Raw genomic sequence first — 25,307 nt, 5'->3', positions numbered from 1 at the left:
TGAACACCGGCTTGGATCGGGAGCGCCGCCCAGCGAGTGACCCAGACCAGCAGATAAAGGACGTTATCTCACGGTCCTGTCGGTAGGCTGCCGACATGGCGGTCGTCGGCGCAAACGGTGAACCTTCCGACGACTGGCAACAGGACCTCGCCGGCCGACTGGCCGAGTCAGTGTTTCCACTCCTCGCCTCACTGGTTCCGAAGGTCGACCTCGAGAAGGTCACCCAGGCATTGGCGCCCGGGTTGGAGGCCTTGGCGGCAGCGGCCGAGGCGGCAGCGGCGTCGTTCGTCGGTCAGATCGAGCCGCCCGTGCTTTCCCCGGGCCTGCTGGCCGCGCTCGAGCGGGTACGAGAGCAGCTGCCTGTGAACTGGCCGGCGGGGATTGAGATCGAGGACGTCACCGCCGTCATCCAGGACGACGGCATCCCGCTGGTCTGGGTGCCACCGGCAGCCGTCGTAGACGAGGTGCTCGATGCGCCTGATCGAGGCGCCCGGGTCAGCGTTCTTCTTTCCCACACCGATGAGCTGCTCCGGGACTGCCGCAGAGTGCTCGCCGACGTCAACGCCGACCGCCTGCAACGGCAGCTGCCGTTGGCACCGCGGGCACTCGACGCAATCGAGCAGGGCCACCACGAGGCTGCGCAGGCACTCGCGGTGGTCGTCACCGATGCCACCATCGCCGGTTGGATCATCGGAAAGTTCGAGAAACTTGAGAAACAGGTGCACTTCGACCCCGAAGAGACGCCCTTCGACGAGTGGCGGCTGAAAGCCGCCGTTGCGCCGCTGCGAAACTTCAAGCAGCGCTACTTCGCAGGCCAGGGCACGCGGCCCACCGGGCTCAACCGGCAGGTCACCGTGCACTACGCCGAGGCCGATCACTTCACCAAGGGCAACGCTCTCATCGCTTGCCTGCTGATGACGTCGGTCCTCCGCGCTTTCCAGGACTTCGAGGAGAACACCGCGGACAGGCCCCAGGCATGACCCTGGTGCCCATGACGGCGGTCACCGCCAGCGCGGTTCCCAGCGTCCGCCCCGCTCCTTTGGACCGGCTTCCGGGGTCGGCCGACGACGACCCGTTCCTGCGGCTCGCTACAGCGTGGTTGATCGGGCACCCGACGAACACCGCCACCGCCTACCGACTAGACCTGGAGGCGTGGGCGGCCTGGTGCGCCGGTCTCGGCGTGCACCCGCTGGCCGCCGAGCGGCATCACGTAGACCTGTGGGTGCGGTTCCTGACCACGCAGCCACAGCCACGAACCCGGCGGCCGGCGTCGCCGGCCACCGTGGCACGCAAACTCTCGGCGCTGGCCGGCTTCTACGACTTCGGGGTCCATAACGCTGGCGTACTCACTCACTCCCCCGTCGCCTCCGTCCGCCGGCCCCGGGTGTCGGACGAGTCCGCAGCGGTCGGGCTCACCGCCGACCAGCTGCGCCGGCTGCTGACGGCCGCTACCGCACACTCCCCACGCTCGGCCGCCCTGGTGGCGCTGCTGACGTTCTGCGGCCTCCGCATCTCCGAGGCGCTCGGCGCCGACATCCGCGACTTCGGATACGACCAGGGCCACCGCGTGCTGCGAGTGGTCCGCAAGGGCGGCAAGGCCGCCCGGGTGCCGCTCGCGCCGCCGGTGGTGCGCGCGCTCGAGCTCTATCTCGGCGACCGCACAACCGGTCCGATCTTCGTCTCCACCACCGGTGACCACCGCTGGAGCTACAAGCTGGCTGGCGAGCAGATCGGCCGGCTTTGCCGAGACGCCGGGCTTCCGGCCGGGGTCACCCCGCACAGCCTCCGGCACTCGTACGCCACCGAGGCGTTGCGCCTGGGGGCACAGCTGCAGGACGTGCAGGACGCCCTCGGCCACGCCGACCCACGCACGACCAGGCGCTATGACCGGAGTCGCGGGAACCTCGACCGCTCGCCCAACTACCTGCTGGCCTCGTCTCTCACGGGGAAGGAGCCCGCTTCACCATGACGAGCGACACGACCGCCGCCCCGCACCCACCGGTTGACAACGAACGCTACGAGTCATAGGTTGGTCTCATTCCTCCCCGTCGTCCCCCTTGGGGGATTGGCGGGGATTTTTATTTAGCCTGCGGGGGCTGTCTTGGCTGATCGGCTTGTTGTCTTCATCGACTACCAGAACGTGCACGGCTCCGCACGCCGTCAGTTCTTTCCTGCTGGGTCACACCCAGCCGAAGGTCACATCGACCCTCTCCGCCTGGCTCACTTGCTAGCTAAGCGGCGCAGCAGGCAGACCCTCGTTGAGGGTGTTCGTATCTACCGGGGTCGCCCGAACCCCATCCACCAGGCTCGCTCGGCAGCTGCCAACGACCGGCAGACTGAAACGTGGAGACGCAGCAGCCTGGTGACGGTGGTGCGCCGGCCGTTGCAGTACCGCCACGACTACCCAGTGACGCCCGCCGTGGAGAAGGGTATCGACGTCGCACTGGCCGTCGACGTGGTCGCGATGGGGCTCCGGAAGGAGTACGACGCCGCGATCGTCTTCTCGTCGGACACGGACCTCATGCCGGCGATCGAGACTGTCTATTACAACCAGCTCGGCCACATTGAGCTGGCGACCTGGGCTGGGGCGAACCGGCTCCGCTTCCCCGACACCCAGTTGCCCTACTGCCACTACGTACGTGAGCAGGAGTTCCGCACGATTGAAGATCGAACCGACTACACCATTCCGTGACGCACGTGCCGGTCCGCGCGGTTCATCGCTCAGACGGTTACGGCTAGGTGTAGTGCCCAACGTTGTTAACGGGGGGGGCGGCTGATCGGTGGTTGCGCTGCCGAGCACAGTGTCGCTGCGGTGAGCAGGCTTAGGGCAGAAGCTGCACACGGGGACGCTCATCCGCACCACCGGTGGCCAGCCAGACTCGGCGCACCTCCGACAGCGGCATCCCAGCGTCCTCAGCGATCCGGGGCAGCACCGCTTCCCCGCCGAGCAAGCTCACCGCGCGAGGCAGCAGCACAGGCTGCTCGGAATCGCCGAGTGCCCCAGGCTCAGGAAGTCCCCATGCACTAAGTTGTTGCATGCCCCGCCGGTAGCTGTGATCGGTGAGCCGGCCCAGCTTGTGAGCCCGCATGAGCAGCGCTTTGAGGCTCATCCCCCACCGGTGCTTGAGCTCCTGCAGGCGCACCCAGTCCAGTCGGGTGGGCAAGCTGGAGCCAATCTCACTGGCCGGTGCGAGGAATTCTGCGGCGAAGTCGTTGGCCTGGTTTTCAGCCAGGCGGGATCCGGGCTCGGTGTCGTGGTGCATGAGCAAGTGCCCGAGCTCGTGCGCGGCGGTAAACCGGTCGCGAGCCTTGTCGCGGGCCTTGTCACTATCGCCGGGAGCCAGGAGCACCAAAGGACGGGCATCGAGCGCTCCCCCGGACCGGGGGTGGACCGCTTGCTGATGGCTGAAGGCATCGACGTGCTCACTGGCGCTCTCGAGCCGCGCCACAGCGACACCGTGAGATTCCAGAAGCCGGATCACGTGAGGAACGGGCCCCGAGGCGATACCCATGCCGCGGCGGGCTTGGTGTGCCGCCTCGGCGACGGCAGCCTCGTCGAGGTCGCCGCTGAAGGCGAGGGCTGGCAACGATACCTCGGGGAGGTCCACAGACAGCTCGACGGCGGCGAAGACGCTGAGCACCAGCTCCCCGAACGCCAACGCCTGCTCCCGTTCCATCGCCGTCGTCGCGCGCAGACTGCGAAAGTGCGCGGCGCTGGCTGGCAGGCTCGCGATTGGCTGTCCGGCACGGAAGAAGTCGACGGGCACGCCCAGAACCTCAGCCATGCCGGTGAGGACGGGCAGGCTGGGCCTGGCCTGCCCTTTCTCGAACTGCCCGACCGCCGTTGGGGTGATGTCCAGTTCCCGGGCCAGTCGGGCACGGGGGTAGGCCGCCAGGCGGCGGGCCAGGGCCAGCCTGCTGGGATCGAAGTCAACGGCCACGCCGGCGGCGCGGCGCTCGGTCGCCCGCCTACGGGCGGCGTCGAAATCCAGGGGGAGTTCTTCGTTCACGACTGCTCGCCGCTAGCCGGTCGCTGACCTTCCCGCTCGCCGCTGCGGGGCTTGAGCTTGAGCTCGGTCTCGGGCTCGGCCATGGCGTCGAAGTTGGGGGCCGGCGGAAGCGCAGGGCCAGAGGGCAGCACGGGGCGCTGCAGCGGGTCGGCTGCAGCCAGCGGCGCGACGGCGAACCAGGACAGGTCCCCGGCGCGAGGAAAGCCCACCCATGCCCGGGTGATGCCGCCGTCAAGGCCCTGCCACGTCAGGTGAAGATGTTTGAGCGCAGCCGGCTCCCCGGCCCGGACGGGGAACAGTGCCCCCTCAGCCGGGTAGTACGCCTGCGAGTTGGCCTTCGCGCCGAGTTGGCGAACCTCGCTGTCGTCCCACCGCTGTTTGTCGATGCTCCACGCCGTGGCCGTTGAGGGCGCCTTCCCGATGTGCAGCACTCGGCCGGCGTACTTGACCTGAAGGCTCTGCTCGACGATGGCCGCCTCGACGTCCCGCTCCTGCAGACGAGCCACCGCGAGGTTCTGAATGTTCCGGCTGCTCTGCACGCCGAGCACCATGTTGTCGTCACCGAGCTGGGTTTCGAACCGGTTCTGGTTTCGCGGCCAGACCTCGGTAACCACTGAGCGGAGGGTGCCGAGGATCCCCCGGCCCTCCCAGTCCTTCATCACCTGGTCCAGCAGCGCCTCTGCAGCAGCGTCGTATGGCACGGCTAGTTTTTAGCAGCAGCCACACGCGAGTGTCAAGACATGAAGTGGATGCGCGCCGTCCGCGCTACAGTCCTGGTTACGGTCGTCAGGTCGGCGGCCGTCCCGCGCGGGGAGTCAGGAGGGAGTGGCCATGGCCACAAACACCGGAAAGGGATCTCGCATCGGTGCGGTGAAGGGCCGCAGCGAGTTCCAGCACAACGGGCAGTGGTTCAAGCGGGACAGCGGTACCGGCCGGATCCTCAACGGGAGCCCGAACCAGCACAAGGGCGTCCGCAACGAGAAGAAGAGCTGAGGTCCCGGACCTCGGTGAGACAGGAAGCTGAGGCCGGGGGCGCTTGCATCACCCCCGGCCTCAGCCGCTCTGGGCCCCGCCCGGCCAGGGCTCGAGGGACCCTGGTCGGTCTGCGGCCACTCAGCAACCGTATGCGCGGCTCGGCTCCGTGGGGGTACCGGTCAGCTACGCAGTAACGCGCCAGCCTCGCTCAGGTCGTTCCACACCTCGACGTACAGCTGCGCCGCACGAGTGCCCGCTTCACCTTGGAGCAGACTTCCTCAATCAAAGCTGGCGGACTGTGGCTAGGCCGTCAGCCAAGACCCTTAGCCAACGTCTTCGAACGGATCGAAGGGAACTTCGTTGGACCGCTGCGGCGGTGCCGCGAGGGCGGCTGGGTCAAGCCGGTAGACGTTGCGGACGCGCCGATAGTCGAAGACGTCTCGGCTCACCGACCGCCGCTTCACCTTGGCCGCTCGAAAATCGACGAGCTCGCGCAGGCCCGCGCTGCGGGTGGCTGCACTGAGTCCGTAACGCCGCTGCGCGAGGTCTGGAGTCAGCCATACCTCGCGATCTGGATTGCCCACCGACTCAGCCAACAGGACCAGGAGCATGGCCAGGCCGGGAGCCGACAGGGTCTGAATCCAGCCTTGCGTCCACATCGTGGGCGGCAGCTGGAGGTAGCGCTCCCCTTCCCGCTGCTCCTGCAAGGCCGCTCGCTGGACGCCAGTAGTGCCCTGCAGTCGCTGGGTCAGCCGGTTGTTGATCGCGCCCGGCGGCTCGTACGGCTCACCGAAGCCCGTCTCGCGCAGCAATGTCACCCGCGGAGGCCGGCCGATCTGCTGCTCGAGCTCGATGAAGCGGCGCTCATCAAGCCACTGCAACGCCTGCGAAACCCGCCGCGCCCCCGCGCGCTCAGGTTCCCGTAAGTCCAACAAGGTCGCCCACGCTCTCGCCGGATAGCTCACGTCATAGGGCGGTGCACCAGCTACCCACAACAGACTCAGCAGCAGCTTGAGCCGTAGGTCACCACCACGCCCAACTGCGCGATCTTCTCGTCCCCGCAGAAGAAGCAACAGCCCCGTCGATCGCGAGTCATCCGCTCGGACGAGGAGCGTCCGCCGCACCTGCGCCGACCTGTCCTTCACCCGTGTGGCAAGCGAAGCGGCGGCCGACAACGACTCAACAGACACCGTCAACGTCATCTCGACCCCCTCCTAGCCAGCAGCGCATGCGGCCATCACAGTGGTAATACGAGGCCATCTCTATGGACATCTCCTAGTCTGGCCCGCATACGTACTGTCGAGCATACGTGCAAACGGGGGGGTCAAGGTGGTAGCAAACTGCCCCATCACCCATGCGAGCGGGAGGGTCTCACCTAGGCTCCGCGCTCACGCCAGCGACTAATTCACCCGTGTTCTCGGCCACATCATCCCTTCGTGCGAGTGTGGTATGATAGAGGGGCAAGTCTTTGTGCCTGTCTTCGATACGAGCGAAGCGGTGTCGATCTTCCGGTCAGCTGGGGTCACGAACCTCAGGTTTGTGCCACTTGATGGGCCCTTGGCCCGTCGGAGGTCGGGAAGCCTTGCGGGGCCCGTGGGGCCAGCTGCGACGTGCAGTTGGCCCCGCGGGTGACCTCAACGAGACCCGGGAGGGCGGGAAACTGCCCTCCCGGTGATCCGACCGGCCAGTTGCTCCTCGATGCAGTTCGCGGCCTGCCACCGCGCTGCACGACAGAGCGCAGCCGGGGCTAGAGCAGCCCAACATCGGCAGCTGCGCTAATGAGAGCCGCCACTGCCGCAAGAACGCCGAGCCCTCCAAGCGCGCGGCGACCAACAGCCCGGTGCGTTAGCCGGCGTTGCTCCTTCGCACGCTCGAGGACGGCAACCTCTGCCAGGTGACGCCGCTTTTCCTCCTTGATCTCTGACAGCACCTGGTTGCGCGCGCATCGCTCCTCGAACGGGGTGCGCGGTCGAAAGAGGGGGGCGAGATCGTCATGTGAGGTCATGCGGCACACGATGAACTGCCTGTAGGGCTAACGTCGCCCGCTCCGCAGAAACGTGAGGACCGAAGGCGCGGACGGCCCCGCGCCCTTCAAGGCTCCGGAAGCTGTGAGGCGTCCCAGGGTGTCAGGCGATCGGGACCGCTCCAGTCGGGCGGCGAGGCACCTGATACTTGTCCAGCGCGCGGCGGACGGCGGTCTGGGATCGGTCGACGAGCTCGGCAACCTCGCGCAGGGACCGGCCCTCGCGGTAGGTGGCAACGATGAATGCCTCCAGCCGTTCCTGCAGCTGCGGGTGCGCGCTGTCCCGCGTGCCGGCGAACTCCGGTCGCGGCCGCAGCTGGGGACGGGGCGGATACGGCACGGCGCCGAGTGTCCCCAGCTCTGCGGTCACAGCCCGGTGACCTCGCGCTGTTCTCCCGCGAACAGGTGAGCTAGCTGGCCTTTCCTTGGTCTGGGAGGCTGCACCATGACCGTCGCTCTGGGTGTTCGCATCGAGCTCTACTCCAACAACAAAATGCACACCGCCTACCTGCGCGAGGACCTGCAAGCCGCGGCCGCCCCCCGAGTTGGCGAGTCCTTCGCCCCAGGTCGGCTGGGGAGGGCTGCTGGTTCCCTCGTTGGCACGGTGGGAGTTGTGGACCATGTCGAGCACTACCCCGTCGCTCCTGAGGGCACAGCTGGATTCTCTGACACGGGGTCCCCGCTCGTGGTCGCCGTCGTGCGCTTGCACTACGTCCCCGCCGAGCAGGCTCGGGCGAGCGAAGCAGCGATGACGGCCGAGGGCTGGCACCCCATGTCAATGCCCGACTGAGACTCACGGCCCCGGCTGGTAGTCCTCTCGTTAGCACCAGCGCCCGGCCAAGATGAGGTCGCGTCTCCCGACTGTCCTTGCAGGCGACCGGCGTGGCCGGCGAGCGCGTCGGGCCGTCAGGCCCGCCGGCAGCTTGCTGACGGGCGTCCCGACGCGCCAGCGGCGGAACGTGTGCGCGACCCCCGCGGGAGTCCCGGCACCCGACCAGTGCTGCAGCTGGTCGGGTGCCGGGACGGCTGGGGCGGGGCCGCCGGTGGGCGGCCCCGCCGTGAGTCAGTCGTCGGCGGCGTCCTCGTCGGTGATCGGGTCGGGATCGGTGTCGTGGTCGCTGGTGCGGGCGTCGATCGCGTCCACGATCTGCTGCTCGACCTCGGCCAGGGTGTAGCCGTTGCTGGCCAGGAAGCGCAGCCACCGGGCGTCGCTGGCGCTCGGGTTGCGCCAGGTGCCCTTGTGGAAGCCGGTTTCGATGGCTCCGGCGACGTGGCCCAGCAGCGCCACGGGCAGCCGCCCATCGCTCAGCTGCTCACCGCTGGTCAGCGTCGGCTGGCCCTTGGCCGTAGACCACAGGCCGGGGGCCTCGATGTGCAGGTCTGCGCTCGCCCCGTCCTGGGCCGCGTTGGACTGCCCCGACAGCCACCGCGACACCGACCGGGGGTCGGCCGTCATGGTCTCCACGGCGAACCGCAGCGCGCCCTTCGGCGCGGTCTTGCGCAGCAACAGCGCCCGCACCCACTCCCGCCGGGTCTCGTTCGCGGCTGCCATGTCGCGGTTGCCCGCGATGACGGCGCGGCGGGCGTCGCTGGCGGCGGCGCGCTCGGCGTCGGTGAGCGCGGCGGCGGGCAGCATGGTCGACCCGCTGTAGCGGTTGGCGTGCCCGTACTTGGCCGGGTCGGTGCACACCTCGACGGCGTGCACGCCGTTCCAACTGTTGGACAGATAGACCGCCGACCCCTCACAGGCGACGTGGGCCTCGACGGTCAGGTCCTCCCCGTCGTGGGCCAGCTGGCTGAGTCGGGACAGCTGGGCGCCGTCTGCCGCGTCGAGCACCCGCCGCCCGGCCTCGGTCAGCTCGGCCAGCAGCGCCGCTGCTCGCTGGGCCTGCTCGCGGGCGTGCTTGGCGCGGGTCAGGGCGTGGGCGAACTGGCCCGGTCCGGCGGTGGCGGCTTCGATCAGGGCGGCGGTGGCGTCCTCGTCGTCGGCGTAGACGGCGACGGCGGCGGCCTGGTCGAGGGTGAGGTCAGCGGCGGTGACGGCGGCGGCGGTGGCCTCGTTCAGCCGGGCGACCCCGGCGGCCTTGGCGATGCGCTTGCGGCCCAGGCCGGTGCCCTTGGCCACCTTCGTCACGGACTCACCCAGGTCGATCATGGCCTGCACGCCTCGGGCTTCCTCGACAGCCGACAGTCCGGCGCGGTGCAGGTTCTCCGACAGCATCGCGCCGACGTGGCGGGCCTGTCCGGCCCGGTCCTCCTCGGTGGCGGCTAGGTCGTGGCGCACGATGCACGCCACCGCGACGGCGCGGGCCATGACGGCGGCGGCGGCGCGGCGGTGACCGGCGACGAGTTGGTAGCCGGTCACGCCTTCCTCGTCGATGTGCGGGACGACGGTCAGGGCCTCCAATACGCCCTGCGCCTCGATGGACGCGGCGAGGCCGGTGAGGTCGCCCAGGTCGTCGCGGACGTTGCGCGGGTGCACCCGGAGCGTGGCGGGGTCCAGCCACTTGAGCTCGTGCGCGGACCCGGTCCCCTCCCCCGTCCCGTCGCTCTCGCGGCTGTCGGCGCTGGTGGCCCCGTGCTCGGCCTGCTGCTGCTCGGTCCCGGCACCCTCTGCGATCTGCTCGGGGAGGACGGCGGTCACATTGGGATCGGTGGCGACGGTCTCGCTGGTGGTCTCGGTGGCGGTGCGGTTCTCGGTGGTGGTCATCGCTGGTGCTCCTTGGCTGCGGAGGTGGGGTGCTGCGGGTGCGCTGTGCGGGGGGCGGGCCGCTTGGTGGACGGCCCGCCCCGGTCGGTCAGGGGGTGGGGCGCTGGACGGTGAGGGCGTCGGCGGCGGTCTCGGTGGACGTCGGTGCCGGGATGCGGTCGTAGGCGACGGGCAGCACGTCGGTGCCCCGGTCGACGGCGTAGAGCCGCAGCAGGCCGCCACGCTCCCCGACCTCCACGCCGAGCAGGCTGTAGAGGCTGCGGCTGCCCTCGACGTCGTCTCGGACGGCCACGGACCCGTCCCAGGCGATGCGGCGCACGTCGCGCAGACCCAGGCCGGAGATGACTGCGCTCAGGCTCTCGCCGGGGCTGAACGGCAGGGACAGGTCCCCGCCGTCCTTGGGCAGCTCGACCCAGGTCAGCCGGTTGATCCCGGTGACCACGGCGTCCCGGCCGGTGGCGTAGTTGTGGCCCTCGCGGGTGGCCCGGGCGGCGTCGAACAGCTGCGCGCCGGTCTCCGTCCACGTCCGGTCGAGCGTGGGGGTATTGGCACTAATGGGGGCATTGGTGGTCATGATGTCCTCCTGATCGTGAGCCGGGGCCGGATCGGGAGGGACTGCGGGAGTGGCGTTCTCAACCATCCCCCCGGCCCGTCCGGCAAAGAGCTCTGCTCAGGGATCGGAGCGGAGGAGCGAAGGACGCCGAGACCAAGATGCTTTGACAGCGAAGCGCCCGCAGGGTCAAAGGATCTTGGTCTCGGTGGCCGTAGCGGGGCGCGGAGATCCCTAAGCTGAGCTGCCGGACGGGTCGGGGGGGGGCTGTTTGGTGGCAGTCCGGCGTAGCCGGTCCTCACGACGGCGCAGCCGGCGCCCCGCGTAGCGGGGGCCCTCCGGGCTAGTCCGTGGGCCGGCGGCCGAGCTGGGCGACGTGCGCCGCCGGCCTGCTGTCCTCGAGGGGGCAACGGCGACTGTGCTTGGCCGGCTCAGGCGATCCCGTCGTAGAGGTAGTCCGGGAACTTCACGGGCTTGACCGGCGGGATGCCGTCGAGGGGCACGAGGCCGCCGGCGACCCCGCTCCGCTGGTTGGTGGCCACCTCGACGACGTGAGCCGTGACGTACTCCAGGGGCCCAGGCTGGTTCTCCCCACCCATCATGTCCGACAGGTGCAGCTGGTCCAGCGCGATGACGGCGCAGGGGTGGCAGCAGTGCGCGCTGATGACGCTGTCGTCGTGGGCGCGGCGGATCTCGTGGGTGACGGCGAGCTGGGTGATCTGGCCGGGGCGGGTGTTCAGGGGCTTGGTCATGGGGTGAGCGTGGGCGCCCCGGTGCTGTTTCGGGGCGGTCTTTCCGGTTCTGTGGACAAGCCGACCAGGTGTGGGCACCGCCGGGCGCCGTTGGGGTGGTGAGTGCCTGGGGAGCCGCGAGGCGGAACGCCCGGGCTCGATGCCCGGTCGTTTCGCGCCCCGCCGGATCGGCGGCAGGCGCCCGGCCTGGGTGACCGGGCGCCTGCCGTGCGTTCACCGCTGGTGCTCGCGCTGGCGCTCCTCCCACCGCTCGGCGTAGGTGTCGCGGGACTCGATCTCGTCCATCGTCAGAGCGGGCCAGAGGGCGGCGGCGAGGCGGGCGACCGTGTTGGTGACGTGGATCAGCCGGTGCAGTGCCTCCGGGTCGTGCAGGAACAGCCGCACCCCGCCGAATCCGACGATGACGTTGCCGTGCCCGTCGGTGTGGTCGTTGGCGACCGTGCCCTTGCGGCTGGCGGCCTCTTGGTGACCCTGGAGGCGCACGACCAGGGACACCTCCTGGGTGTTGGTCATGAAGTCGCCGGGCAGGCGGAAGGTCTGCCGCCCGGCGAAGGCGGCGCGGCCGAACTGCTCGGCCTCCTTGACGCTGGCGGCGAAGGCGTCCACGGCGGCCAGGTCGAGGAAGTAGATGAGCACCCCGCCGATGCGGGCCTGGATGTGCTCGGCGCTGTACTGCGCCCGGTGGCCGGTCTCGATGGGTACGGCCCCGGCGAGGTGGACGGTGGCCTTCACGAACTGGTGTCCGTTGCTCTGGCTGCTGGTCATGGCTGACTCCCCTGCTTCCGCCAGACGACGGGAGGGGATGCGCTCGGGTCTCTGTCTGACCCATTCCCCCGGCCCGTCCGGCAAAGAGCTCTGCTCAGGGACCTGGAGCGGAGGAGCGGAGAACCGGAGCGCTCACGATGCTTTGACAGCGAAGCGCCCGCAGGGTCAAAGGATCATGAGCGTGGAGGGCCGTAGCGGGGCGCGGAAGGTCCCTACGCTGAGCTGCCGGACGGGTCGGGGGTGCAGTTTGGTGGCAGCCCGGCGTAGCCGGTCCTTGATGACGGCGTAGCCGGCGCCGCGCAGCGGCCCCTTGGTTGCGGACTTCGTCCCTTCCCAGACGAGCCGACACCTTCCCCAGCACGGCCGCTTGGCCATTCCCGGTCGTTAGGTAGTGTCCGCGCTTCGGCGCCGCGTACGGGGGACGGGCCGAGTTGACGGAGGTGGACGGAGACTGTGGACCTCTTCGTCGTCATCGTCGGGCTTGTTGTTGCCGTGGGGACCCCGCTGGCCACTTATCTTGGAGTCATTAAAGGCCACAAGGTCGCTGCCCAGAACGCGGAGCTGACCAGCAGCAATGCTCTTACTAGCGCTCGCGAAGGGCACCAGAGCGCCGAGCGTATGGCTGCCGCGAACCTAGCTAGCGCTGCGGAAAAGAGCCGGCAGGACGCCGTCTGGAAAGCTATCGAGATGGTGACTTCGCCCAATCTGCGTGCTCAGCAGGTTGGGGCAAGGATTCTTCAAGACATGCTGGCTGCAGGAAATCTTGATGATGCCTACCAACGGGCAGCGCTTGAGGCAGCTGAGTTCTCGATGGAAGACAACCCTCTCCCGGATGCTGCCTCGTGACCGTCATCCTTGCTCAACCGATCAAGCAGGGGGATGCTGGAGCGAAACGCTGCGTTAGGGGAGGGGTGGGTGCGCTATGACCGGTAGTGGCACCGCTGACCTTCGTGTCACGGCGGCGCAGGTTGAGCTCGCGAAACTGGCGATCGAGCTCCGTCAGTCGCTGGGCAAGCCTGTCGGCGATCGTCTACGACTGATCGCCTCGGCGACACCAGCGTCACGCGAGGAGAGGCACTCGTCACGCCTCGAGGACTTCCCCGTCGATAGCTGGATCGACGCCCCTGAGCTTGGGGGCGTGGGTGTGGTCATGCGGCACGTCGACGACCGGCTGCGCGTCCTGTTCATGAGCGCTGGTTACAGGGACGTCGATCCGGATTCCGGAGTCTCCCCGACCACACCGCCGGACATCGCGACGATCAACGGATACCTGCGCGAAAAGAACTTTGATTCCACCGACTTCTACCGCAACAGTTTCCACACTGATGCAGGTGCAAAGTTTCTCCACGCATTCGTCTCTCACCGCTACGACGACAGCCGCGATTCAGGAGAGACTGGCGTCGGCTATGGCGACGTCCACTCAGTAAACACTGACCATTGGCGCACCGGCTTGACTGAGTTCTGTTCAAGGTCGCCGTGGGTAGCGGTGAACTCTACGGATGGTCATATCACCGGCGTCTACATCGTGGCTGCGGACGCCATTGATCATGGTGCAGAAGCAGGACTGGATGATCCCGCTGATCGGTCTGCGCGGAAGTAAGTAGCTCGTTCGACTCTCTATGCGCCAACTGCTTCATCCACGGGGGCCGTTGTGACGCACAACGGCCCCCGTGGGCTTTGAGCTAGAGAGCCGGGGGCCGGCCGCGGGGCAGGGCGCCGGTGGGTACCGGGGTCCACTGCTCGCCGTTGTTGTACTGCTCTTCGAGCTCGGCCACGCGGCGCATCACGGCATCGTTGATGAAGTCCGACCAGGACAGCACACCCTCGTGCGCGCGGGTCCAGGTGAACGCTGCCCGAGCCCGGGCAGCGTCCTCCTCGTGCATGTAGAGCGCGACCTTGTGCTTCGGGGGCCTCGGCGGCTGAGCCGGGGCGGGCGTCTCCTGCCCCGCAGCTTCTATTGGGGGCATTGGAGGTGTTACCCCTGATGGGGGCACCTCCTCGGCGGCCGGAGCTGCCTGTGCGGCGCTGGCGGCCAGGACAGGGTCAACGCGGGGGGCCTTTTCCAGCCCCGTGCGTGTCCGCATCCTCTGCAGGGCCTCGGGGTTCGGCGGGGTGCTTGCCCGGCGTGCCGGGCGGGTCATGACGTCACCGTGGCCGGCGCGATCAGGTCGGCGATCAGCTGCAGCGCAGCGGTGACCGACCGGCCGGACTCGGTGGCGATCGTCGACACGGGGACGGCACCGGACGTGGCCTGGCTGATCGCTTCCCGCTCGGGGACGAAGGGGTCGAGCACCAGGTCGCCGTAGGTGGCCTGGATGGTGGCGGCCCAATCGGTCCGGTCGACCCGCTGGGTGTTGTGCCGGTTGATCACCACGCCGGCGATCTCCAGGCCGGCGTTGAAATGCATGCGGATCAGGTCGAGGGTGGCCACGATCTGTGCGACCCCGTCCACCGACGCTGCACGCGGCTCGGTCACCAGCAGGGCGGCGTCAGCGGCCGCCAGGGCGGTGACGGTGAGCGGGCCAATCGAGGGCGGGCAGTCGATGAGCACGACGTCCCACTGCTCCAGCGTCCCCGACAGTGCCTCCCGCAGCCGGTACTCCCGGCCCAGGTTCTGATCCTGCTCGCGGGTGGCCAGGCCCCGCTCGGCGGGGACGACCTCGATGAGGGGGTTCCACCCCTCCCCCGCGGGCGTGGCCGCATCGACGACGGAGCCAGCCCGCACCCGACCGGTGCGTGGCTCGACGGTCAGGACGTCGTTGAGGGTCAGGGTGTCGTCCTCGACGACCACGCCGAGGTTCGTGGTCGCGTTCGCCTGGGGGTCGGCGTCGATGACCAGCACGCGCCGGCCGGTGTCGGCGATCGTCTGGGCCAGGTTGACCGTCAGGGTCGTCTTCCCGACGCCGCCCTTCTGGTTGCACAGCGCGATGACGCGGGCAGTCATGCTGCTGGCCCGCTGATGTGGTTGGTGGCCACGGTGCTCTCCTCCGGTGATCCGCCGGGGTCCGGCGTTATTAGGGGCATTGGTCCTAATGCCCCCAATGGGGTTGGCTGCCCCTTGACCCTAACAGGGTTAATGGGGGTAAAGGCATAAGAGCTGCTCAGCGTCGTGTCGACGCTGGGGCTCCTAATGGGGTCATTAGTGCCAAGGCTGTCGGGTCACGGCCAGGAAGGCGGCTCCTCCGCGGCCGCCTCGCGGCACAGCGGGCAGGCGAGGTGTCCGTGCACCGGGTGCGGGACGTCGCCGGCGGGCTGCCCGTGGGCGCACGGGGTACCGATGCGCAGCTGCAGCTCGTGGCGGCGGCCGGCGGCCTCGGTGGCGGCGATGAACTCGTCGACGGCGCTGGGCCGGTCGGTCGGGTCGACCCCACGCAGCAGCCGGGCGAGGTAGGACGCGGGGTGGTCCAGCTTGGCTGGGACGACCTTCCAGCCACGGACGGCGCGGGCCTCGTCGGCGGCGCGCTCGACGTCGCGGGCTGTCCAGCCCGCCAGAGCGAACGGGGTAAGCAGGGGGACCAATCGGCTCAGGGGGACCCCTCGCAGCCAGCTGAGGCGCCGCTGGACGCCTTCGGCGAGCCTCCTGGCGAGGGGGTGACCCCGTCGGCCGCCTCGATTGGTGACGTCTTCGGTTGGCGCAGGCCGCGGAGCGGCCTTCCTCGTTTCGGTAGTGGCTTGAAGATGAGTTCTACCTAGGTGACCTAAGGCTCTTACTTCGTAAGAGCCGGGTGGGGCGTCACGCTCCACAACAGGGCGGTGGACCTGGGGATACCTGCGGCCGCGGTGCGGCCGCAGGGGCCGGTCGCGGCGGCTGCACAGGGCGAACTCGGCGGCCAGCGCGCGGTGGGCGGACCCACGACGCCAGGCCTCGATGCGCTCCTCGCGGGTCAGGGACGAACGGCCGGCGACGAGCTCGACGACGAAGCCCAGGTCCTTGAGCACTCGGCGGGCCCGCTGGACGGTGGACAGGGACACCCGGACGTCGGCGACCAGGCGCTCGTTGGTGGGCCGGCAGTCCCGGCCGGTGGCGAAGTCGGCGTAGGCGGCCATCCCGCGGGCGACGGCCACCGCGGTGTCGGGCTCGACGTGGTGGACGCGGCAGAGGTCGCGGCGGGCGCGGACGGTGGCCTGGACGTCGGCGACCCAGTCCTCGGCCGACCACCACGCCGGTGTGCGGCTGGTGGCGCCGGGGGCGCCGTGGATGCCGGCGGAGACGCGCCGGGTGGTGACGTGACGGGTGGGGGAGAGGGCGCGGGTCAGCACCGCAGCCCGGCGGTGATGCCGGACTTGCGCATGCTGCTCCAGCGTGGCACTGGCCCGTTTTTGGGCAGCGCTCTACTATGAGAGGGCACGACAAAGCCTCCTGTTGGCTGCAGGCTGGGTTTTGATCCGCCGGGGTAGGTGCTGGTAACACCGATCCGGCATGCAGCGGCAAAGGGCGGTCTCCCTCGGGGGGCCGCCCTTTCCGCGTTCTAGGCGGTCCTGCCGAGTGGCAGCACCCCCTGGTCGACCTGGTGCACGGCGGCGTAGGGCTCGGGGAGCCCGTGGGCGGTGGCGAGGACGTTGGCGACGTACTCGCTGATGCTCAGGCCGGCCTTGTCGGCGCTGGCGCGCACGGCCTCGCCGATGGGGTCCGGCGGGCGCGAGACGATGTGGTCCCGGTCGCCCTTGCTGGGGCGACCTCCGGTTCCTCGTCGAGCCATGTCGACACCTAACCGCCGTTGTGTTTCTGGAACAACCCCGACACGCCGACAAATGACTGACAGTCAGAGAAAGTTGTCGGTGCCATGACTCGGACAAGGACTGTCCCCGGCCCCGACGGTGCGCGCCAGCGCCCGTGTTCTAGGCGCTCGGCGGTCAGTGGATGAGCGCGAAGGTCAGGCCGGCGACGACGGCGCCCGTAAGGGCTCCCACGACGGCCTGAGGGAGCGTGTGGTCCCGGACGTGCACGCGACCCCAGACGACCACTGGAACGGCGAGGGCCGTCAGCAGCGCCCAGGGGCCGAAGGTCAGGGCGAGCATGGCGGCAATGCCGGCCCACACGGCGCTGTGCACGCTGACCTTCCAGCGGCCCACGATGGTGATAACGGCGAGCACCCCGAGGGTGGTGAGCATCGCGGCGTCGACCGCCGTCACCGGCCCCGGCGCTCCGCCGATGAGGCAGACGGCCAGGCCCAGGACGAGGCTGCCGAGGATCGAGGCCATGATCAGGGGACGCTCGTCCCGGTCGGTGACGTGGTGGTCGCTGATCCGCTGGACCGCCAGGGCCCCGAAGATCACCCCGGCAGGCAGCACACCGGTGAACACCGTCAGCAGCGCCGTCCAGCGCCAGGAGCCGGTGGAGGCTCCGACCGCGATGGACACCAGCGGGTTGGCCAGAATCGGCGAGGACGCCTCGTTGATGAAGGCTGCCAGCCGGTCAGCCAGAGTCCGCCGGACGGCTGTTCCGTCCGTCGTTCTCGTATCCGTGGTCACCGGGTCTCCTTGGGGCTGCCGTCCCGGGTCGCTACCCGCGGGAGGGCTCGGGAGACCTGCACCAGCCAGCTGACCGGGTCGGTGCCCTCCGGGGGCGCGATGGGGGAGACCCCAGTGTTGTCGGTGGCGGTACCCCCCACGACGACCCGGGTACTGCGTGGGGCGTCGGCGAGCGCTGCGGCCAGGCGGGCGGCCGCGGCACCGTCCTGGCGGTCGTTGGCCGGCGGGAGGTCGAGGCTCCCGGCCAGGACGACGAGCGCGTCTTGGATCTCGATGACACGACGGTCCAGCTGCCAGGCGGTGACGTCCCGGTCAGGGGCGGTGGCGAAGACGACCTGTGGCACTCGCTGGGTGACCAGCGCCCACAGCGGCTCCAGCTGGTCGTAGGCCCGGCGGGCGCGGTGGCTGGCCAGCGTGCGTCCGACGCGAGGGATCAGCGTCCCGATCGCGATGAGCGTCAGCCCGAGGACCTGCAGGAGGTCCCCGGCGCGGTAGAGGGTCGGCAGCTGGGTGGAGCCGTAGTGGGCGACGGCGAAGTAGGTCATGCGGGTTATGGCGTAGGCGACCATGACGCCGCAGCCGGCTCCCATGACCCGCACCCCGCTGCCCAAGCTGCCGCTTCCGGTGTGGGTCCAGCACAGCCGCATGACGAAGAACAGGACGGTTCCGGCGTAGACCAGCACGAGCAGCCGGGACTCGGTGATGAACGGTTGGGCGATCCCCGCGTCCGGGTCCCGGGCGGTGCTCGGGTCGACCAGGGGGACCAGGTAGATCACGGTGCTCACCACCGCGACGGCCAGGGCCAGGCGGGCACGTGACCGCTCGCTCTCGGCGGTGACCGCGGCGCCGCGCGTCAGGTGCAGCAGGAGCGACTGGCAGGCCCACGCGCCGGTGACGATCGCCAGCTGCTTGCCCAGGTCGGCCACGTTGTCCGGGGTGCCGGACTGCAGCGGCCCCTCGGTGAGGAGACGCTGGACCGCGGGCAGGTCCAGGGTGAGCGCCACCGCGATCGACAGCAGGGCAATGGCGATCGCGCGCAGCGACGGTGACCCCGGTGCCTGGCGCCAGCGCCAGGCACGCACGATCGCGGCCAGCCAGAAGACGACGGCGACGGTGAGGAGCATCGGCGTCAGCCGAGCGCGTCGTCGAAGCGGCGGAGGATGGCGTCTCCCCGCCGCCGCTGGGCAGCCGCGATGACCGCTCGGACCTTCATGGCGAACAGCTCGGCCTCGCGCTCCTGCTCGTTCTCGTACGCGGAGCGGGCGAGCACCTTGGCGATCAGGTCGGCGTCGAGGTCGGGCAGCAACCGTGACAGCGGGTTGGTGGCCGGCTGGCCGGTCTCGGCGACGTGCCCGAACAGCAGGTGCCCGCACTCGTGGAGCGTGGAGTGCAGCTCGTGCTCGGAGCCGGCGCCGGTGCGGAAGAGGATGACGTCGCGGTCCTCATAGGGCAGGCACAACCCGAAGACGTCCCCGGATTCCATCTCTTCCGGCATCGGCTCGAGCTCCAGGGCGCGGCCGCGCTCGTGGGAGACCGCGGTCAGGACGTCGGTGATCGAGGCTGCGTCGGTGAGCCCGACAGCAGCGATCAGGGCATCGACGCGCTCGTGCAGCGCGGCGTCTCCTGTATCCATCGGCTCGGTCATCACGGCCGCAAGATAATCGCCCACGGTGAACTCGGCCCTACGTGGGGCGATCTTCACCCGATGGGGACCCGGCATCGGGCCGAGGCGGTTTCTCGGCAGCCCGCATGCCGTCCAGCAGCACCGTGAGCGCCGCGCGGGCCTCCGGCGAGAGGCTGGCCGCTCGTAGGGCCAGCCCGGCGGTGCCGCTGTCCCGAATGGCCTGCAGGAGCTCCAGCTGGTCCGTGTAGTTCTGGGCGACCTCGTCGTCGATGAAGTAGCCAGCCGGCACGTTGAAGTACCGCGCCAGGGCGCGGACCAGGTCCATGCGCGGGTTCGACCGGCGCCCGGTGCGCAGCAGGTAGAGGTAGTTCGCGGTGACGGTCGGCCCGCCGGCTGATGCCACGGCGTCGGCGACCTCTTGGTAGCCGACTTCATCGCGGCCGGCCGGGTGGGTCGCGCGGAACAAGAGGTCCAGGCGCTGGGCGAAGGTCCTGCTCGCACTTCCGGACTGGTCCTCGCTCACCTCAGTCCCCTCCGCATCGAGCCGTCTCGTCCAGGCGCGGAGCTTAGTGGCGGGTTGACCGAAACCTGGCAGGCGTTGACAGTTGTCGGACCCTAGCCCGAACATGGTCCCCGCCGCTCTGACTGTTAGTCAGAGGATCAGCCGAACGGGGGAGCCATGCGGGGGACGACTGCGCTTCGCGTCCTGACCGTCGGCACCCTCCTGGGACTGGGTGCGACCGGCTGCAGCGGGTTGATCGAAACCGCCCCGGCTGCCCCGTCGACGCCTGCTGCCGCACCGACGGCGGCCGCCCCCTCGACGGTCAACGGCCCCAACGACGTCGCGATGAGCGCGCCGCCGGCGCCGCTGCCGCCGACTCAGGACGCCACCTCGAGCGCGGCCGCGGTCGACCTCGCACAGCGCGCGATGACTGCCTTCGCTCGACCGACGGTCGACGCGGAGACGTGGCTGACCGAGCTGTCCCCGCTGCTCACTCCTGGTGCGCGTTCGGCCTACGTCGGGACCGACCCCGACGAGGTGCCCGCGCACGCGGTCACCGGCCCTGGACGGGCGGAGGACAGCCCGAGCGCCTTCCTGGCCTACGTCGTCGTCCCGACCGACGTGGGCGATTACCGGCTCCTGCTGTCCCGCGAGGGTGGAGACGCCGGCTGGCTGGTCGAGACGATCACCGCCCCGGACGGTGTCCGGTGAACCAGCGGTCCAAGGTCACCGTCGCCCTGGCCGTGCTCGTGCCGGTCGGCCTGCTCTTCGTGCTCCTCGGCACGGTGATGCTCACCGGCGGCGGGCTGGCCGTCGCCTCGGCGTCATGCCGGCCCAGCGGTGGGGGCGCCACGGTTGACCCCGGCGCACTACCGGCGGGCTCGGTCGCCGGATACTCCGGTGAGCAGCTGGTCAACGCCGCCCTGATCATGAACGCCGGCGCAGCCCTCGGGCTGTCCGTCCGCGGCCAGACCATCGGCGTGATGACGGCGATGGGCGAGTCCACGCTGCGCGTCCTGGACCGCGGCGACCTGGCCGGCCCGGACTCTCGCGGGCTGTTCCAGCAGCGCGACAACGGCGCCTGGGGTTCCTACGCCGACCGCATGGACCCCACGATCAGCGCGACCAACTTTTTCCGCGCCCTCCAGCGGGTCAACGGCTGGGAGACCCTGTCGCCCACCGCGGCCGCTCACGCCGTGCAGCGCAATGCCGATCCGAACTACTACACCCGGTTTTGGGACCCCGCCGGGCAGGTCGTCGCGGCTCTGACCGGCGTGCCGGTGGAGACGCTGAACCCCGGCGGTGGCGCCCTGGCGTGCAGCCCCGACGGCGGCGCCGGCGCCCTCCCGGGCGTCCCTCTCCCGCCTGGCGCGTGGACCAAGCCCGCGATCGGCCCGCTCACCTCCGTCTACGGGATGCGGTGGGGCCGGCCCCACAACGGCATCGACATCGCCCCGCCGTGCAGCTCCCCGATCTACGCGGCCGCCAGCGGAACCGTCGTGCGAGCCGGCCCCTCCAGCGGCTACGGCAACTTGATCGCCGTCGACCACGGCGGGGACGTGGTCACCCGCTACGCCCACATGTACCCCGGCGACGTCCTGACCTCGGTCGGTCAGACCGTCGTCGCCGGCCAGCAGATCGGCCGGGTCGGCTCCTACGGCGACTCCACCGGCTGCCACCTCCACTTCGAGGTCCTCCGCGGCGGTGCCTTCACCGACCCCCTTCCCTTCCTGACCTCGGTGGGCGTGAGCGTCCAGTGACCGGCCTTCCCCACGGAAAGGACCCCATGACCGCCAGCACCACCGCCGGTCCAGCCACCGCGCCCCGCGTCGGCGAGCTCGACCACGTTTCCGGCCCGGCCGCTCCGCAGCCCGGCATCACCGCTCCCGCGCACGGGCTGGGCGTCGTCGACGTCCCGGCCGATGACCGGCTGTGGGTGCTCGGCGCTCATGGTGGTGCCGGGGAGACGACGCTGGCCGTCGCGCTGTCGGGCACCGGCACCGACCGCCGGTGGCCTCGCGCCGACCAGCCGGCGCGGGTGCTGCTGGTGGCGCGCACCCACCTGACGGGGCTGCGGGCCGCTCAGCGCGCCGCCCAGCAGTGGGCTGCCGGAGCAACCCCCGCCGTCGAGCTGGTCGGCCTGGCCCTGCTGCCCGATGCCCCCGGCCGTCTCCCCAAGGAACTGCACGACGTCGCCCGCATCGTGGCCGGTGGCTTCCCCCGCTCCTGGTCCCTCCCGTGGGAGGAGGACCTGCGCCTCGCGGAGCCGAAGCTGCCCGGCGAGCTGCCGGTCGTCGACGCCGCCGACGTTCCCCGCTCCCTCCGCCGCCTGGCCACCGATCTCGCCGGGCTCCTCCCGGCGCGCCCGCACCCCACCGACTCACCTCTCGACCGCTCCACCCACCCCCACCAGGAAGGCCAGTCATGAACCTCCTCGCAGCCGCCAACACCGCCGGCATGGACGTCCTCGCCGTCCTCGACCCCGGTGAGGGCGTCGCCCCTCCCGGCTCGGAGGGCCTGGTGACGATCGTCAACTGGGTCGCCTGGGTCGCCGTCGCCCTCTGCGTGGTCGGCGTGATCGTCGCCGGCATCGGCATGTTGTTCGCGGGTCGCCGCGGCGAGGGCGGTGAGCAGGCATCCAAGCTCGGGTGGGTGCTCGCCGGCTCCATCGTCATCGGCGGCGCCTCCGCGCTCGTCGGCGCGGTCGTCTAGGCGCACCCCGCGCCACCTGCCCCGCGCTTCTCCTGGAGGACACCGTGACCGAGCCCGACAACACCACCAGCCCGTTCGCCCGCCGTGGCTTCATCGCGGCTGCCGTCGTCGTGGCACTGGTCGTCATCGCCGCTGTCGTCGTCGCCATCTCTGGCGGCGGCGACAGCGACGACGTCCCTGTTGGGGTGGGCGGACCGGCCACCGCGCCGGCCACCTCCGCGTCCGCGGACGCCGGAGACTGCGACCAGCCCGAAGGCGACCAGCTGCCCCCGGTAGCTGCACCAGCCAACGAGTGGGAGCTCGTCGGCAAGCTCGTGGCACCGACCGACCCGGACGGGGCTGGCCCGGGCAAGGTGTCCGATGAGGGTCTGCGGACCTGCTTCGCGCACGACCCCACCGGCGCCCTGTTCGCAGCCGTCAACTGGTTCGGCATGACGTCTGACGTCGAGTCGATGACCGCTGCCCTTGAGGAGATCACGGCTCCTGGCCCTGGCCGCGACAAGCTGGCTGGCCTCCTGGAAACAGACCCCACGTCGGTCCTCGGCAAGGGCGGTTATCAGGTCGCTGGCTTCACGTTCCTCAGCTACACCGGCGACGTCGCCATGCTGAACCTGGCGCTGGACATTGCCGGCACTGGCCAGGCCAGCCTGACGGCGACCCTTGAGTGGTCCGGCGATGACTGGCTCCTGCAGCTGCCCGCAGACGGCGAGATCGGCTCGAGCATCAAGCCGCTCAGCAGCCTTGCTGGCTACGTCCCCTGGTCTGGCGCCTGATGGAGCCAGAAGACGACGGCTGCTCCGTCGTCGACTTCGTCTGCCAGGGGAAGCAGGCCTTTGGTGACGTGGTCGACGACGCGATCGACAACCTCGCCGAGAAGATCGTCGAGGCGATGGCCAAGGCGATCTCCTCCCTGGCGACGTTCTGGGTCAACGTCGACACCCCCGGCCTGACCGACGGGGGTGGCAACCCCAGCGCGCCGGTGGCGTTCGTGCAGGGCTCGCTGTCCTACTACGTGGCGGCCGCCGCCGTGGTCGCGGTGCTCATCGGCGGGGCGCGCATGGCCTACGAGCGCCGCGCGGAGCCTGGCCGGGACCTGCTGCGGGCGATGATGACCCTGGTCCTGGTGTCCGGGGCGTCGCTGGCCGGCATCGGGCTGGCGGTGACCGCGGCCGACGGGGTCGCCGCCTGGATCATCGGCCGGTCGACCGATGACTTCGGAGCCGGCCTGAACCGCATGATCACCCTCGGCAGCGCGGCCGGGCCCAACGGTGCGGGCGCGGTGTCGGCGATCCTGCTCATCGTCCTGGGCCTCGGCGGCCTGTTCGCCTCCCTGGTCCAGATCGTCCTGCTGGTCGTCCGGGGCGGGTTCCTCATCGTCCTGGCCGGCGTCCTGCCGCTGTCGGCCTCCTTCACCAACACCGAGACCGGGCGGGCCTGGTTCCAGCGGGCGCTCTCCTGGGTCGTGGCGTTCATCCTCTACAAACCCACCGCAGCGATCATCTACGCGACGGCGTTCCAGCTGATCGGCACCACCGGCGATGACCCGGTGACCTCGGCCCTCACCGGCGTCACGCTCATGATCATGAGCCTGGTGGCGCTTCCGGCGCTGCTGAAGTTCGTCGCACCGATGGTCGGCGCGGCCACCAGCGGCGGCGGTGGCGGCGGCGGCGCAGCCCTGGCCGCATCGGTGGCCAGCGGCGCGGTGTCCGCGCGGATGGTCAAGGGCGGCAGCTCGACCGGAGCCGGTGGCGGCTCAGGCAAGTCCGGCCCCTCTGGCTCAACTCCCGCTGGTGGCCCCACGGGGACCACCGGAGGTCCATCCCCGACCGGCTCCGGCGGGACACCGCCTGGCGGTCCTGGCCCTTCGGGCGGCCCGGGCAACAGCGGCCCCTCCGGCAGCGGCGGAGGACCGGGCGCAGCAGGACCCGACGGCGGACCCGGCGCGGCCGGCGCGGGTGGCTCCAGTGCTGGAGCCGGAACGGCCGGGGCTGGCGGTGGCGCCGGAGCGACCGGTGGCGCGGCCGCCGGTGGCGCAGCAGGCGGCGCGGTAGGCGCCGGGGTCGCCCTGGCCCAGCGCGGCGTAGGCGCCGCTCGAGGCGCAGCAGACAGTGCATCCAACGACGACGGGGGCCCCAGTGGCAGTCGCTAACCAGGCCGGACCTGCAGCCCGCACCTACGGCAACTGGCGTCGGCCGACGTCTCCGGGCCTGTGGCAGCTCGGTGCTCTCGGCACCGGCCTGCTGCTGTTCTTCATGATCATCGAGATCCTGCTCATGGCCACCGCCGGGCTCGTCCCGGCCCTGATCGGTGCGCTGATCGGCGGGGTCGCGTTCCTGGTGCTCACGGTCAAGGACCGGCACCGGCGCTCGATCGCCCAGCGGGTGACCGCGCGGGTGGCGTTCCGCCGGCACCGCAAGCGCGGGCACAACCTCTACCGCTCCGGCCCGTTGGGTCAGCTGCCGTGGGGCAGCTTCCAGATGCCCGGTCTGGCCGCGCCCTCGCGGCTGAGCGAGTGGACCGACTCCTACGGCCGGAAGTTCGCCCTCGTCCACGTGCCCAGCACTGGTGACTACACGGTGGTGTTCTCCACCGAGCCCGACGGCGCCTCCCTGGTCGACACCGAGCAGGTGGACTCCTGGGTGGCCAACTGGGGCGCGTGGCTGGCCAACCTGGCCAACGAGCCGGGCGCGATCGCCGCCGCGGTGACGGTGGAGACCGCCCCGGACACCGGCACCCGGCTGCGCCGGGAGGTCGAGGCCCACGTCGACCCCGACGCACCCCTGGTGGCCCAGGCGATGCTGCGGGAGGTCGTCGACAGCTACCCCGAGGGCTCGGCGACCGTGAAGGCGTGGGTGTCGGTCACCTTCTCCGCCGCCGTCCGCGCCGGGGCGCGCAAGCGCACCCCGGAGGAGATGGGCCGCGACCTGGCCTCCCGACTGCCGGCGCTGTCGCAGTCGCTGCACGCCACCGGCGCCGGTGGCGCCCGTCCGGTGACCGCGGCCGAGCTGTGCGAGGTCGTGCGGGTTGCCTACGACCCGACCGCCGCACGCCTGCTCGACGCCGCCCGTGCCGCCGGTGAGGCGCCAGCCCTGTCCTGGGACGAGGTCGGGCCGACGGCAGCCGAAGAGCACTACGACCACTACCGGCACGACGCCGCGGTGTCGGTCACCTGGGCCATGTCCTCCGCCCCGCGCGGGGAGGTCTACTCCTCC

Annotated in this window: 29 protein-coding genes; 13 read left to right on the top strand and 16 right to left on the bottom strand. The window is 70.3% G+C overall.

All coding sequences use genetic code 11. The features are described 5' to 3' along the window. Positions 1–95: 95 nt before the first annotated feature. From GCU67_RS20945 to GCU67_RS20935, 3 genes are all read left to right on the top strand, one after another. Positions 96–980, top strand: a complete 885-nt coding sequence (locus tag GCU67_RS20945) for a hypothetical protein (protein WP_163613419.1) — start codon at positions 96–98, stop codon at positions 978–980. Beyond that, positions 977–1,969, top strand: coding sequence for a tyrosine-type recombinase/integrase (locus tag GCU67_RS20940; RefSeq protein WP_163613417.1), 993 nt, complete (start codon positions 977–979; stop codon positions 1,967–1,969). Before GCU67_RS20945 ends, GCU67_RS20940 begins: the two co-directional genes overlap by 4 nt. A 132-nt stretch (positions 1,970–2,101) precedes the next feature. Further along, positions 2,102–2,692: an NYN domain-containing protein gene (locus GCU67_RS20935; RefSeq protein ID WP_163613416.1), complete on the top strand. Its 591-nt coding sequence runs from the start codon at positions 2,102–2,104 to the stop codon at positions 2,690–2,692. Positions 2,693–2,822: 130 nt separating this feature from the next. On the opposite strand, the gene GCU67_RS20930 is transcribed toward GCU67_RS20935, so the two are convergent. Then, positions 2,823–4,010 carry an ImmA/IrrE family metallo-endopeptidase gene (locus GCU67_RS20930; RefSeq protein ID WP_211661836.1) on the bottom strand — a complete coding sequence of 396 codons (1,188 nt, stop codon included), beginning with the start codon at positions 4,008–4,010 and terminating at the stop codon, positions 2,823–2,825. After that, entirely contained in the window at positions 4,007–4,711 is a 705-nt protein-coding gene (locus GCU67_RS20925; protein ID WP_163613414.1) for a hypothetical protein, read from the bottom strand. The genes GCU67_RS20930 and GCU67_RS20925 overlap by 4 nt, the downstream gene beginning before the upstream one ends. A 130-nt stretch (positions 4,712–4,841) precedes the next feature. Between GCU67_RS20925 and GCU67_RS21215 the strand changes: the two genes are divergently transcribed. Then, on the top strand, positions 4,842–5,003 hold the full coding sequence (locus tag GCU67_RS21215; RefSeq protein WP_170311091.1) for a hypothetical protein: 162 nt from the start codon (positions 4,842–4,844) through the stop codon (positions 5,001–5,003). A gap of 305 nt (positions 5,004–5,308) precedes the next feature. Here the strand turns inward: GCU67_RS21215 and GCU67_RS20920 are convergent, their stop codons facing one another. The 6 genes from GCU67_RS20920 to GCU67_RS20895 all read right to left on the bottom strand — a co-directional run bounded on the left by GCU67_RS20920 (position 5,309) and on the right by GCU67_RS20895 (position 11,785). Beyond that, on the bottom strand, positions 5,309–6,187 hold the full coding sequence (locus tag GCU67_RS20920) for a hypothetical protein (protein WP_163613412.1): 879 nt from the start codon (positions 6,185–6,187) through the stop codon (positions 5,309–5,311). A gap of 924 nt (positions 6,188–7,111) precedes the next feature. Beyond that, positions 7,112–7,378: a helix-turn-helix domain-containing protein gene (locus GCU67_RS20915; RefSeq protein WP_338105193.1), complete on the bottom strand. Its 267-nt coding sequence runs from the start codon at positions 7,376–7,378 to the stop codon at positions 7,112–7,114. Positions 7,379–8,071: 693 nt separating this feature from the next. Continuing rightward, the gene (locus GCU67_RS22620) at positions 8,072–9,718 is read right to left on the bottom strand and encodes a ParB/RepB/Spo0J family partition protein (RefSeq protein WP_163613411.1); all 1,647 of its coding nucleotides are present in this window, start codon (positions 9,716–9,718) and stop codon (positions 8,072–8,074) included. A gap of 88 nt (positions 9,719–9,806) precedes the next feature. Then, positions 9,807–10,292, bottom strand: a complete 486-nt coding sequence (locus GCU67_RS20905) for a hypothetical protein (RefSeq protein ID WP_163613409.1) — start codon at positions 10,290–10,292, stop codon at positions 9,807–9,809. A gap of 407 nt (positions 10,293–10,699) precedes the next feature. Then, positions 10,700–11,020 carry a hypothetical protein gene (locus GCU67_RS20900; protein ID WP_163613407.1) on the bottom strand — a complete coding sequence of 107 codons (321 nt, stop codon included), beginning with the start codon at positions 11,018–11,020 and terminating at the stop codon, positions 10,700–10,702. Between the two features lie 213 nt (positions 11,021–11,233). Next, positions 11,234–11,785, bottom strand: a complete 552-nt coding sequence (locus GCU67_RS20895; protein ID WP_163613405.1) for a hypothetical protein — start codon at positions 11,783–11,785, stop codon at positions 11,234–11,236. 453 nt (positions 11,786–12,238) lie between these two features. Here GCU67_RS20895 and GCU67_RS20890 point away from each other — a divergent pair, with 453 nt between their 5' ends. Together GCU67_RS20890 and GCU67_RS20885 are read left to right on the top strand one after the other, a co-directional pair. Continuing rightward, complete coding sequence (locus GCU67_RS20890) at positions 12,239–12,631, top strand: hypothetical protein (protein WP_163613403.1); 393 nt, start codon at positions 12,239–12,241, stop codon at positions 12,629–12,631. Positions 12,632–12,707: 76 nt separating this feature from the next. Beyond that, the gene (locus GCU67_RS20885; protein WP_163613402.1) at positions 12,708–13,385 is read left to right on the top strand and encodes a hypothetical protein; all 678 of its coding nucleotides are present in this window, start codon (positions 12,708–12,710) and stop codon (positions 13,383–13,385) included. 82 nt (positions 13,386–13,467) lie between these two features. On the opposite strand, the gene GCU67_RS20880 is transcribed toward GCU67_RS20885, so the two are convergent. From GCU67_RS20880 to GCU67_RS20845, 8 genes are all read right to left on the bottom strand, one after another. After that, a complete protein-coding gene (locus tag GCU67_RS20880) occupies positions 13,468–13,668 on the bottom strand; it encodes a ParB family protein (RefSeq protein ID WP_163613400.1) in 201 nt (66 codons plus the stop codon). 254 nt (positions 13,669–13,922) lie between these two features. After that, a complete protein-coding gene (locus GCU67_RS20875; protein ID WP_163613398.1) occupies positions 13,923–14,729 on the bottom strand; it encodes a ParA family protein in 807 nt (268 codons plus the stop codon). Between the two features lie 215 nt (positions 14,730–14,944). Then, the gene (locus tag GCU67_RS20870) at positions 14,945–16,045 is read right to left on the bottom strand and encodes a helix-turn-helix domain-containing protein (RefSeq protein WP_163613397.1); all 1,101 of its coding nucleotides are present in this window, start codon (positions 16,043–16,045) and stop codon (positions 14,945–14,947) included. Positions 16,046–16,254: 209 nt separating this feature from the next. Beyond that, positions 16,255–16,485, bottom strand: a complete 231-nt coding sequence (locus GCU67_RS20865; protein WP_163613395.1) for a toxin-antitoxin system — start codon at positions 16,483–16,485, stop codon at positions 16,255–16,257. A 154-nt stretch (positions 16,486–16,639) separates the two neighbouring features. Further along, positions 16,640–17,257, bottom strand: coding sequence for a phosphatase PAP2 family protein (locus GCU67_RS20860; RefSeq protein ID WP_163613393.1), 618 nt, complete (start codon positions 17,255–17,257; stop codon positions 16,640–16,642). Then, positions 17,254–18,381: an MAB_1171c family putative transporter gene (locus tag GCU67_RS20855; RefSeq protein ID WP_163613391.1), complete on the bottom strand. Its 1,128-nt coding sequence runs from the start codon at positions 18,379–18,381 to the stop codon at positions 17,254–17,256. The genes GCU67_RS20860 and GCU67_RS20855 overlap by 4 nt, the downstream gene beginning before the upstream one ends. 5 nt (positions 18,382–18,386) lie before the next feature. After that, positions 18,387–18,905 (bottom strand): hypothetical protein, encoded by a 519-nt coding sequence (locus GCU67_RS20850; RefSeq protein ID WP_163613389.1) that lies wholly within the window; start codon positions 18,903–18,905, stop codon positions 18,387–18,389. A gap of 34 nt (positions 18,906–18,939) precedes the next feature. Then, complete coding sequence (locus tag GCU67_RS20845; protein WP_163613387.1) at positions 18,940–19,404, bottom strand: XRE family transcriptional regulator; 465 nt, start codon at positions 19,402–19,404, stop codon at positions 18,940–18,942. Positions 19,405–19,728: 324 nt separating this feature from the next. Between GCU67_RS20845 and GCU67_RS20840 the strand changes: the two genes are divergently transcribed. The 7 genes from GCU67_RS20840 to GCU67_RS20810 form a co-directional block, all read left to right on the top strand. Continuing rightward, on the top strand, positions 19,729–20,094 hold the full coding sequence (locus GCU67_RS20840; protein ID WP_163613385.1) for a hypothetical protein: 366 nt from the start codon (positions 19,729–19,731) through the stop codon (positions 20,092–20,094). Further along, positions 20,091–21,143 (top strand): M23 family metallopeptidase, encoded by a 1,053-nt coding sequence (locus GCU67_RS22950; RefSeq protein WP_211661835.1) that lies wholly within the window; start codon positions 20,091–20,093, stop codon positions 21,141–21,143. The genes GCU67_RS20840 and GCU67_RS22950 overlap by 4 nt, the downstream gene beginning before the upstream one ends. A gap of 26 nt (positions 21,144–21,169) precedes the next feature. After that, positions 21,170–21,811, top strand: a complete 642-nt coding sequence (locus GCU67_RS20830) for a DUF6668 family protein (RefSeq protein ID WP_163613384.1) — start codon at positions 21,170–21,172, stop codon at positions 21,809–21,811. Further along, a complete protein-coding gene (locus GCU67_RS20825) occupies positions 21,808–22,095 on the top strand; it encodes a hypothetical protein (RefSeq protein ID WP_211661834.1) in 288 nt (95 codons plus the stop codon). The genes GCU67_RS20830 and GCU67_RS20825 overlap by 4 nt, the downstream gene beginning before the upstream one ends. Before the next feature lie 44 nt (positions 22,096–22,139). Next, the gene (locus tag GCU67_RS20820) at positions 22,140–22,868 is read left to right on the top strand and encodes a DUF8175 domain-containg protein (RefSeq protein ID WP_163613382.1); all 729 of its coding nucleotides are present in this window, start codon (positions 22,140–22,142) and stop codon (positions 22,866–22,868) included. Beyond that, entirely contained in the window at positions 22,868–24,244 is a 1,377-nt protein-coding gene (locus tag GCU67_RS20815) for a TrbL/VirB6 family protein (RefSeq protein ID WP_211661833.1), read from the top strand. Before GCU67_RS20820 ends, GCU67_RS20815 begins: the two co-directional genes overlap by 1 nt. Next, on the top strand, positions 24,231–25,307 hold a 1,077-nt coding region (locus GCU67_RS20810), incomplete at its 3' end, for an SCO6880 family protein (RefSeq protein WP_163613380.1). The genes GCU67_RS20815 and GCU67_RS20810, both read left to right, overlap by 14 nt.

The sequence above is a fragment of the Modestobacter muralis genome (assembly GCF_010682105.1).
GTDB lineage: Bacteria > Actinomycetota > Actinomycetes > Mycobacteriales > Geodermatophilaceae > Modestobacter > Modestobacter muralis.
This window is presented reverse-complemented; position numbering and strand designations above follow the sequence as displayed.

Bases quoted from the DNA above. Each gene is read 5' to 3' on its own strand.
- GCU67_RS20945 (WP_163613419.1), top strand. From the start codon at position 96: ATGGCGGTCGTCGGCGCAAACGGTGAACCTTCCGACGACTGGCAACAG.
- GCU67_RS20940 (WP_163613417.1), top strand. From the start codon at position 977: ATGACCCTGGTGCCCATGACGGCGGTCACCGCCAGCGCGGTTCCCAGC.
- GCU67_RS21215 (WP_170311091.1), top strand. From the start codon at position 4,842: ATGGCCACAAACACCGGAAAGGGATCTCGCATCGGTGCGGTGAAGGGC.
- GCU67_RS20920 (WP_163613412.1), bottom strand. From the start codon at position 6,187: ATGACGTTGACGGTGTCTGTTGAGTCGTTGTCGGCCGCCGCTTCGCTT.
- GCU67_RS22620 (WP_163613411.1), bottom strand. From the start codon at position 9,718: ATGACCACCACCGAGAACCGCACCGCCACCGAGACCACCAGCGAGACC.
- GCU67_RS20905 (WP_163613409.1), bottom strand. From the start codon at position 10,292: ATGACCACCAATGCCCCCATTAGTGCCAATACCCCCACGCTCGACCGG.
- GCU67_RS20900 (WP_163613407.1), bottom strand. From the start codon at position 11,020: ATGACCAAGCCCCTGAACACCCGCCCCGGCCAGATCACCCAGCTCGCC.
- GCU67_RS20895 (WP_163613405.1), bottom strand. From the start codon at position 11,785: ATGACCAGCAGCCAGAGCAACGGACACCAGTTCGTGAAGGCCACCGTC.
- GCU67_RS20885 (WP_163613402.1), top strand. From the start codon at position 12,708: ATGACCGGTAGTGGCACCGCTGACCTTCGTGTCACGGCGGCGCAGGTT.
- GCU67_RS20880 (WP_163613400.1), bottom strand. From the start codon at position 13,668: ATGCACGAGGAGGACGCTGCCCGGGCTCGGGCAGCGTTCACCTGGACC.
- GCU67_RS20875 (WP_163613398.1), bottom strand. From the start codon at position 14,729: ATGACTGCCCGCGTCATCGCGCTGTGCAACCAGAAGGGCGGCGTCGGG.
- GCU67_RS20865 (WP_163613395.1), bottom strand. From the start codon at position 16,485: ATGGCTCGACGAGGAACCGGAGGTCGCCCCAGCAAGGGCGACCGGGAC.
- GCU67_RS20855 (WP_163613391.1), bottom strand. From the start codon at position 18,381: ATGCTCCTCACCGTCGCCGTCGTCTTCTGGCTGGCCGCGATCGTGCGT.
- GCU67_RS20840 (WP_163613385.1), top strand. From the start codon at position 19,729: ATGAGCGCGCCGCCGGCGCCGCTGCCGCCGACTCAGGACGCCACCTCG.
- GCU67_RS20830 (WP_163613384.1), top strand. From the start codon at position 21,170: ATGACCGCCAGCACCACCGCCGGTCCAGCCACCGCGCCCCGCGTCGGC.
- GCU67_RS20825 (WP_211661834.1), top strand. From the start codon at position 21,808: ATGAACCTCCTCGCAGCCGCCAACACCGCCGGCATGGACGTCCTCGCC.
- GCU67_RS20815 (WP_211661833.1), top strand. From the start codon at position 22,868: ATGGAGCCAGAAGACGACGGCTGCTCCGTCGTCGACTTCGTCTGCCAG.